The organism is Pseudoalteromonas byunsanensis (assembly GCF_001854475.1).
In the GTDB taxonomy this organism is placed as follows: Bacteria; Pseudomonadota; Gammaproteobacteria; order Enterobacterales; family Alteromonadaceae; genus Pseudoalteromonas; species Pseudoalteromonas byunsanensis.
This window is the reverse complement of the sequence record NZ_MNAN01000034.1, coordinates 423,215-431,770: the sequence shown is the minus strand read 5'-3', so window position 1 is coordinate 431,770 and position 8,556 is coordinate 423,215. Positions and strand designations below refer to the sequence as shown.

Genomic DNA, 8,556 nt, shown 5'->3' with positions numbered 1-8,556 from the left:
GTAACTGACATATACATAGCAATTTCCTTGGCATTCAAACCAGCTTGACTTGCAAAGGTGGGAGCTAAGCCATAAAAGCTGCCATTAATGATCCCTGCAAAACATACAGCGGTCAGTGATTGAGGCACTCTTTTAAAGTAACCCCATAAGCTGACCTGGAGGGGCTTGAGAGGTTTCGGGTGTATCCTACGTGTTATTGAAATTGGCACAATACCAAACGACAATGCAATGCAGATAAGAAACAGCGGAGCGTACCCCAACTGTGGGAATTGCGATAGTGCAAACTGACCTACAACCATACCCAAATAGGACGTTAACATATAAAATGAAAACACACGTCCACGTTGCTCTGGCGCCGCTTGTTCATTGAGCCAACTCTCTAGCACCATGTAATTACACATCATTCCTAAGCCTACCACCAAGCGTAGTACTAGCCATATGTAGATGTTGTCGCTAATACCATGGCTTGCGACACAGGCCGTTACAACCGCGGTACTAGCAGAAAAAGCTCTGATGTGACCAACAGATTTGATCAAGTGGTAACCAAGTTTAGAACCAAATAATAGGCCGATGTAGTAAAACGAGGTGAGCAGTCCAATCCAAAATGTCGAGACGTTATGTTGACCAAGATACAGGGCAAGGTATGTGGTCAGTAAGCCGGTCCCACCCACCAAAAATAGATTCGTAAAATATAACGATGGAAATGATTTCATAAAGGCAAACTTAGCTAGCTCATTAATCGTGCTGTAAGTGATTAATAATAGAAGGGAAATGAAGTTTTTCCAAGCAAAACTATTGATTGGCTCGGCAAAACTGACATTAAAATGATTTAGGTCACCTTCTTAAGAGCGCTGGTGAGGAACCAGCGCCTTATATTGGCTGATTAGTAATCTGACACTTTTAAGGAAGTACCGTTTACTTGGATATCATTAAACTTGGCTGGCGTGACTTTAAAGTCACCAGCAAGTAGCGCATCAATTAGTTCTTTGTCACTATGTTCATTGGAATAGTTGAAATACATGGGCCGAGAAATCCATTGCGCTTGGTCTAGGTAGAATAGTACCAGATCAGAGTAGCTAGATTGTTTCATGATCAGCAAGTATTCATTTTGTTTATCACCAGTTAGTTCAACGGGTAATAAAATCATTCGTGAGCTACTAGCTATCAACGCGCTATGGTTATTGGCATAGTTTTGCAATGCGCTTATCAATGCAGGCTCAAGTGATGTTCTTGGCATGTTTCCACGTACCTCGAGTCCATCTATGAAGTTGCTAGCGATGGCTTGAGAATTCTCGACATCGGCGTCATGCATCGTCACACTGTTTAATGCCGCTTCTATCCTAGCGCCCAGTTGAGGATACTGTTCCGCAAAGTGGGCATCTATCTCTTTGAGCACATCTCGCCCCGCCACTCCTAACTCATGGGCAAAATAGTAAACGTCAATATCTTCAACAGGTGTAATACCTGCGTGGATTCTGGCTAGCTGGTTTTGCGCGCTCAGCTGTTTAAAATTCAAAATGGGTGATTGGCTGATGAGTAGGGCCGCAATCAACAGTAACCCTAAACGGGTATTGATTGTGGCTAGAGAATCAAGCCAGTTTCGCGTATTTGCAATGATGCTGATGCTGTAACAGCTCAAATACAAAGTGAGAAACACCCACATAAATATAGCCCATAGCCTGCTGATACTGAGTCCATATTGCTCCACTCGTAACCATAAGCCGTAGCCACTAATAGCTAAATACACGGGCAAAATAGCAATACCAGCGAGTATTAGAAAATAAGCAATACGATGCATTTTGGGTGTTTGTTTAGAATCTTGAAAGGCCAGATTCATAGTGACTAGAATTAACGCGGTTAACACGAATACCAAATTGCTGCCACCACTATTCCAAAGCGCTGTTAATCCGACAAAAGCAATCGCCACCAAAAACACCGAGCTAAGTAAAAGTAATAATGGCAGTAAAGCGAACGACAGAGTTTGGATCAATTGATTGGCAGTACTGACAATTTTGTTGCTACGCCGAATTCTAAGGACCCCAATCGCATGGGCCAAAGAGAGAATTGGATAGATAAACCAAGGTTCGTAAAATATATCTTTAAAAATCGTAATATTAATTTTGTCGAATAATTCGGCCCATAAAACAATGATAAACCATACTAACAAAGTAAAAATACTGGCAAGTGTAATTGTAATGAGTAAGCGACAGGTATTACTTATCAATCTGCTATAACATACTTGCCATTGATGGTTCTGCAAATGAATTGAGGATGCAAAAATAAACACCTTGAACGTGAGTAACGACATCACCGCAGCAAACCCTAAGCCATGTAGCGCCAAATCGGGAAACTTTGGATGAAGAGCTTGGCTACCCACATAAACACCCAGCAAAGCAGCAGTTAAAGAAAAGGTAATCACTATGTTGTAAAACACTCGGTGAGATTCTTGATTGACGCCGTATATTAATATTGAAGGGCCAGTTAAAAGCACGGCATAGCTGGCCAGTACTAATGAGGGGGAATGCGCTATTGGCCAATCAAAACTAAGCGCTTGGTGCAAAAGTAACAGTCCTAAGCCTTGTAATAAGGCGCACAGCAACAGCCAATTTCCTTGTGACTTACTGTAATTAGTAGTGATGTTTTCCAACTTTTTTATTCCCTTATCTAAACAGCTAAAAAATCGATTCTAATCCTTTAAAAATTAATACAAAGTGACGAAGAGTATGATTTCTTGTCACTTTATATATATTTTGAATGTTATCCTTAATCAATATGAAAGCGGCCCACCAATTGGTCTAAGCTTTTAGCTAGTTCAACCAGAGATTTAGCACCATCTGATAAGCTATCTGATGCTTGACTTACTTGGGTAACAGACTCAGTAAGGCCCGCAATTTGGTCATGAGTTTGACTGGCTGAGTGGCCTTGTTGCTGTGCATCTTGGGCGATTGTGGTTACCAAACTTTTTACTTTAGTCACGCTGCTAGCAATATTTTCAAAGGCCTGATGAGCTTCCTCTGATTGAGATATAGCCTCACTGGATGCTGAAACACTTTCAGTCATTTTGGCTGAAACGGCACGTGTTTGCTCGATCAATTTAGTAAGGACTTGTTCGATTTCTTGAGTGGCATCGTGAGAACGCTGCGCTAGGGTTCTAACTTCATCTGCTACCACTGCGAAACCACGCCCTTGCTCACCCGCTCTAGCTGCTTCGATTGCAGCGTTTAGCGCAAGTAGGTTGGTTTGTTCTGCAATACCACGAATGACGCCTAAAATATTGGTAATGTTATTACTTTCACTCTCTAGGTGAGAAATCTCAGCAGCAGAGGCGTCAAGCGAGTTATTGAGCTGAGCGACCTGTTTTACGGTATTACTTATTAAGGTATTACCTGAGAGAGTAAATTGATCCGTCTGTGCAATTTCATCAAGTGAGCCTTGGCAGTTCTCACTTACATTTTGCGCCATATGATGGACCGACTCAGTATTGTGCGCGGCTTGGTTCGCCGTACCTTGCTGACTTCGACACTGGCTGCGAATGTCGTTTATCTGAGTCTCAAAATGTTGTGCTGAACTGTTGAGCGTATGGGCATTTTGCTGAATGTCTTTTACCAACGAGTTTATTGAGTTTAAAAACTGATTAAACCAAGTAGCAAGCTCGCTAATTTCATCATTACCTATAACTTGTAGACGCTTAGATAAGTTACCTTCACCTTGGGCTATATCTCGTAACCCTTCAGATACGCGCTCAATAGGGAATACAATTTTATTGGCCAACGTGACTGCAATGACACCGAAAATCACCAACATAACAAGGGCAATCAGGGTAATGCTCCACGACATGCTATAGGCTGATGACAGTATCTCATCTTCGTCAATTACAGCAACAAAGCGCCAGTTTAATTCTTTAGAGTGGTATATTTTTGCATCAATGGTTTTACTCTCTGTTTCAACACTGATGTAGGGTTTATCGCCTACAGTAGAGATTTGTTCATAAAGAGGGTTGTCTAACTCATTAATATTTTTAAAGTTATTTTCAGGGCGTTTAGGGTCGGCTAAAATAGTCCCCTTGCTATCTAGCAAGATCAGATAGCCTGTCTCTCCCAGTTTTATGTTGCTTACTATATCGGTCAAAGTAGACAGTGTGACGTCTAGCGATTGTACCCCAGCAAATTCACCATCATTGAAAATACCAGTGGCAACAGACACCATGGCCTGCCCAGTAACACCTTGATATGGTTCGGTAATAATTACATTTCTGGGGGCTGCCTTAGCCTTTTGATACCAAGGTCGCTTACGAGGGTCATAGTTTCCTAAAGGTTCGGCTGGGTATTGGATAAAACCGCCTGACTCGGACCCTAAATACACAAATAGTAATTCGGGGTGGGTTTGCCCAAAGGCGGTGTAGAATTCAAAAATCTCTCCTTCTTCTGGAGAGTTTTGTAGTGGGGTCATTGGCTTTTCTGCGCCAAAGTACTGCGTGATATTATCCGGCATTGCGCTGACAGATTTATGTTGAGCCAAAAACTTTGCGTTGTTTTTCATCTGTTCAAAAAATAGCACAAAGGTATTTTCTATCTGGCGTATCTCACTGCTAGAAAAATCTAAAAAGCTTTTGAGTGACTCATGTTTGGTTTTTGAGATGCTTACAGCGGAAATAGCTAGAATTGGCACGATAACAGTGAGCAAAAAACTGACGATTAGTTTTTGGCGCATTCTCATAAGGTGCTCCTGTATTATTGATAATTTTGCTGATGGGCTGAATTTTGATTTTTGTTATCTATACCATCTAACAAAGGGTTGTCATTGAGTATGTGTTTTTACTGCGTAATCTTGAATCCAGATAAATGTATTCAAGTACATTGAACCACTTTTGCACGATGATTCAATGCGTTCTGAGGCTACGAGCGTTCGAGTGATGCGCCTAGCTCTTGTTACAGTATAGATACAATAACGACTAACGCCCAGTTTCGCTATATTTTCTAGCAACTTATTTGATGTTTTTTGAGCAGTTTATAAAAGTCAGAGCGATTGCGTTGCGCCAGTTTAGCCGCTTCAGCTACGTTCCCTTGACACAGAGATAAGACTTTTTGAATGTAGTCATATTCAAACTGCTTTTTGGCATCATTAAGGCCTTTAAAGCTAGCCTGGCCTAACTCGGGAATGGCATTTTCAATGATGTCGGCAGTGATCAATTTACCAGAGCTAAGCGCAACGGCGTGCTCAATAATGTTGTTGAGCTGTCTGACATTGCCAGGCCAATGGTAGTTGAGCAAGCAAGTCATGGCTTGTGGGCTGATCACCTTGTGCCCACCACTAATACGGTTAACAAAGCTATTAGCGAGTAAGGGAATGTCTTCTGGGCGCTCTTTTAATGCGGGCAGATGAATAGAGACTACATTCAACCGATAGTATAAGTCTTCTCTAAATTCTTTATCTGCAACTGCTTGCTGTAGATTCTTATGGCTGGCAGAGACGAATCTGATGTCTACGCTTTGCTCCATTTGACCACCGACGGGACGCACGGTTCTTTCTTGTAAGACTCTAAGCAGTTTAACTTGTAGATCCATTGGCATATCACCAATCTCATCTAAAAACAAAGTACCGCCATTAGCGCTTTGTACAAGGCCAACTTTATCTTGCATCGCGCCGGTGAATGCGCCTTTTTTATGGCCGAATAGCTCTGATTCGAGCAAATGAGCGGGTACTGCGCCACAATTGATAGCAACGAACGGACCGTCACAGTAGTTGCTAGCTTTATGGATAGCATTGGCTGTAACTTCTTTACCAGTACCACTGGCACCTTGAATGAGGATGTTAGCTTGGCTGGGCGCTAATGCCTGTATGTGCTGTACAACTTGGTGCATTGCAGTGCTTTGATAGATTAATCCATAAAAGTGATTTCGATTAGTTGCACCATCACGCTTTTTGTTGTTTTTTAAAGTGTTTTCAATTGCTTCAAGTAGCGCTTTGCTTTCTATCGGCTTGCTAAGAAAGCTGACAAAGCCTTGCTGCATGGCATCCACCGCATCAGGAATTGAGCCATGAGCTGTCATCATGATCACGGGCAGTCCTACATGATTCTTTCTGATATTTTCAAAAAGCTCAAAGCCGTCCATATGAGCCATGCGCAAGTCAGTGATCACTATATCGACAACACTTTGCTGTAATATTTGCAGCGCCTGTGTGCCACGATGTGCCGTTAGCACATGGTAGTTGTTCGCCTCTAAACGCATCGCCAGTAATTCAATGAGTGATGCGTCGTCATCAACTAATAAAACAGTATTTCTACTCATTGCGGCTCTCCTAATGGGTTACTGTCAGTTTCTGCATGTGAAGGGGATAGCAGACGTTGTTGTTCTATCTGTGCAAGCTTTTGCTTTAGGTTACTAAGTGTCTGCTCTGCGCTTTTTAAAGCGCTCTGTTGTTCGGTTAATTGTTTTTTAAGCGCAATATTTTCAAGCTTGTACCACCTCAAAGTGGTGATGTGTTGATGTAGCATGGCAAAGTAACTCAGATAATTTTGTGGCCAATCGTTTTGCTGATGTAGTTGTGCAATTAAACGCAGCTGAGTGGTGGTGGAGCGTGTTGAGCAAAAAGCTTTCAAAAAGTCATTGAGCTGTTGATAAGCTCGATAGCCCACGAGTTGTTTGGTACTGCCATTGTCACAAGCATTTTGATGCGCTGAGACTAGGGTAGTCAGAGGAGCAAATTCGGATTGTTTACTGTTACTGGGTCCAACAAAAATGGCATGATCGACCGATGAGGAAATGGCCTGACATGCAGACAAAGTAAACATCATAAGTATGGTTATCAGATTACGCATTCTTCGCTCCTCCATAACTTTGAAATTGGATACAGATATGGCAACCCTGATGGGTATGTTGCCATCTCAAAGTGCCTTTTAGCTGTTTTACACATTCGGCTACAATGGCAAGTCCTAAACCACTTCCTGAGTGATTTTCACTGTGTTTACCACGATAAAACGGTTGTGTGAGTTTGTGCTGTTCACTGAGGTCAATACCTGGACCATCATCTTTCACGCTGATGTGTATGTCGTTACGAACGACACGGTATTCAACTTCGATGCTTGATTTAGCGTATTGCAAAGCGTTGCCAATAAGTTGCGTTAGTATCAACTTTACGGGTAGATAGGGGAGCTGCACACTTGTACGTTGGGTGGGCCACTGTACAGTGATATTAGACTCATCAATTTGCGCTGAGAAATGCTTTATTAACTCGTCCTTTATATGATTAAGCGAATGTTGCTGCTGGGCCAATGGGTGGCTTGCTGCGCTGTAGTTTAGTAGGTCATCAATTAAGATTGCCAAACGGCTTAGTGCGTCGTCCATGATATTAATAATACGTTGCTGAGGCGGTGAAATTGCCCCAAAGCTGCCGCTTTGTAGTAGGCTATTTCCTTCAGTTAACGACGCCAGAGGTGTTTTAAGTTCATGACTGACATGACGCAAAAAGGTTTCTTTTTGTTTGTGGCTGCGCTGCAATTCTTCGCGTAACCAATCTAACTCTGTACCTAAAGCGGCAAACTCTTCGCTACCATTTAGCTTTATTGGCGTATCAAAACAGCCTTCGCCTAGTTGCCAGATAACTTCTTCAAGGGCATTTAGCTGGCGTGTTACTCGGCGGATCACTAATAAACTGATAACAACCAACAGGGGGATCAGGACGAACAAGCCAAATAGAAAGTACTGGTTAAGTTGGGTGAGTCGTTGTGCTTGAAACTCTAACTTGGCTTTCAGTACATTTTGAAACGGTTGCTCGATAGACTGTAACTGTCGTTGTAGTTGCTCATAATCTATTTCTGAAACTTGCTCACCGGGCGTGAGTAATTGTAGTTGTTGCCATTTGGCAACCAGTTGCTCAGTTGGATATGAATTTTTTAAAAAATTGATGCGCTTTTTGGTGGTTTGCCATTTGTTTTCAATACTTTTTTGAAGTTGGGCGTTGTTTAGCAACTGGTTGTTAAGATGTGCTTTTTCGAGCGCTGAAATATCACTTTTCAAACCATTAAATGAAAGTATAAGTGACTGATTTTTAGTGTATATTTCACTGATTTTCTGTTGCTGATAAGCGGTTTGTTGAGCGTACCATAAGGCCAGAATGACGATTGGGACCAGTGCCAATAACATTGCCATTCTGGCCTGTTGGCTTAGGGATTGAGAAAAAAACCTAGCTGGCGAGTTTTTAAGCTGTGCAAAGTGCGGGAGCTTAGGCCATTTTAAACGTACAGTTCCCATGTGTTGCTTCCTTCAAAACCGTTTGTTGCTAAAAAGCAACATCCTAACCTATTGATAAAGTTTAAATTTTATAATCAGACCCTGCGACATGTTGCTATTAAGCAACAGCCAGCCTTAATCGACACTGAACTATTCGCCACCTTTGTTTATAACCTTTTGTTTGCAATATGATTTTTAATTCTGGCATCAAAGTTGGAATAGTCAGAGCGAACACATTAACCGCTCACACATTGGCGACAAGTTATCAGCCGCAATCGTCTCCAGCGAGTAGGCGCTGGGTTGACATTGAGCAAAGACATAAGGA

At 42.1% G+C, this 8,556-nt stretch carries 6 protein-coding genes; all 6 read right to left on the bottom strand.

From position 1 onward, the window contains the following. Positions 1-713, bottom strand: a 713-nt coding sequence (locus BIW53_RS16170; protein WP_139158870.1) for an MFS transporter, incomplete at its 3' end; no start/stop codon positions are given. A gap of 170 nt (positions 714-883) precedes the next feature. Then, entirely contained in the window at positions 884-2,647 is a 1,764-nt protein-coding gene (locus BIW53_RS16165; RefSeq protein ID WP_070993060.1) for a DUF4153 domain-containing protein, read from the bottom strand. Between the two features lie 116 nt (positions 2,648-2,763). Continuing rightward, positions 2,764-4,710, bottom strand: a complete 1,947-nt coding sequence (locus BIW53_RS16160) for a methyl-accepting chemotaxis protein (protein ID WP_342671983.1) — start codon at positions 4,708-4,710, stop codon at positions 2,764-2,766. A 266-nt stretch (positions 4,711-4,976) separates the two neighbouring features. Further along, positions 4,977-6,290 carry a sigma-54-dependent transcriptional regulator gene (locus BIW53_RS16155; RefSeq protein ID WP_070993058.1) on the bottom strand — a complete coding sequence of 438 codons (1,314 nt, stop codon included), beginning with the start codon at positions 6,288-6,290 and terminating at the stop codon, positions 4,977-4,979. Beyond that, complete coding sequence (locus BIW53_RS16150; RefSeq protein WP_070993057.1) at positions 6,287-6,820, bottom strand: hypothetical protein; 534 nt, start codon at positions 6,818-6,820, stop codon at positions 6,287-6,289. The genes BIW53_RS16155 and BIW53_RS16150 overlap by 4 nt, the downstream gene beginning before the upstream one ends. Beyond that, a complete protein-coding gene (locus tag BIW53_RS16145) occupies positions 6,813-8,252 on the bottom strand; it encodes a sensor histidine kinase (protein ID WP_084228203.1) in 1,440 nt (479 codons plus the stop codon). The genes BIW53_RS16150 and BIW53_RS16145 overlap by 8 nt, the downstream gene beginning before the upstream one ends. Positions 8,253-8,556 lie beyond the last annotated feature (304 nt).